A 519-nucleotide genomic window follows, 5' to 3' on the forward strand; every position below is an offset into this window, starting at 1 on the left:
ATAAATGGTCTGGTAATTATGGCGAGAAGGTCACACCCGTTCCCATCCCGAACACGGAAGTTAAGCTTCTCAGCGCCGATGGTAGTTGGGGCGAAAGCCCCTGTGAGAGTAGGACGTTGCCAGGCTGTATGGAGGATTAGCTCAGCTGGGAGAGCATCTGCCTTACAAGCAGAGGGTCGGCGGTTCGATCCCGTCATCCTCCACCATATTAATGTGCCGGCTTAGCTCAATTGGTAGAGCAACTGACTTGTAATCAGTAGGTTGAGGGTTCAAGTCCTTTAGCCGGCACCACTTAAATTAAAGTTTTGAGCCATTAGCTCAGTCGGTAGAGCATCTGACTTTTAATCAGAGGGTCGAAGGTTCGAGTCCTTCATGGCTCACCATCTAAATATTGCGGGTGTGGCGGAATTGGCAGACGCACCAGACTTAGGATCTGGCGCCGCAAGGCGTGGGGGTTCGACTCCCTTCACCCGCACCATTTCATTCATGCGGAAGTAGTTCAGTGGTAGAACACCACCT

The 519-nt window shown here is 51.6% G+C and carries 4 tRNA genes and 1 rRNA gene; all 5 read left to right on the forward strand.

The window, feature by feature from the left end:
• Positions 1 to 8: 8 nt before the first annotated feature.
• The 5 genes from rrf to M3234_RS28805 all read left to right on the forward strand — a co-directional run bounded on the left by rrf (position 9) and on the right by M3234_RS28805 (position 478).
• Positions 9 to 125, forward strand: a 5S ribosomal RNA gene (rrf, locus tag M3234_RS28785).
• A gap of 5 nt (positions 126 to 130) precedes the next feature.
• Positions 131 to 206, forward strand: a tRNA-Val gene (locus M3234_RS28790).
• Positions 207 to 215: 9 nt separating this feature from the next.
• Positions 216 to 291: transfer RNA gene (locus tag M3234_RS28795), tRNA-Thr, on the forward strand.
• A gap of 16 nt (positions 292 to 307) precedes the next feature.
• A tRNA-Lys gene (locus M3234_RS28800) sits at positions 308 to 383 on the forward strand.
• 10 nt (positions 384 to 393) lie between these two features.
• Positions 394 to 478: transfer RNA gene (locus tag M3234_RS28805), tRNA-Leu, on the forward strand.
• Positions 479 to 519 lie beyond the last annotated feature (41 nt).

This window comes from Neobacillus niacini (assembly GCF_023715785.1).
GTDB lineage: Bacteria > Bacillota > Bacilli > Bacillales > Cytobacillaceae > Neobacillus > Neobacillus niacini_E.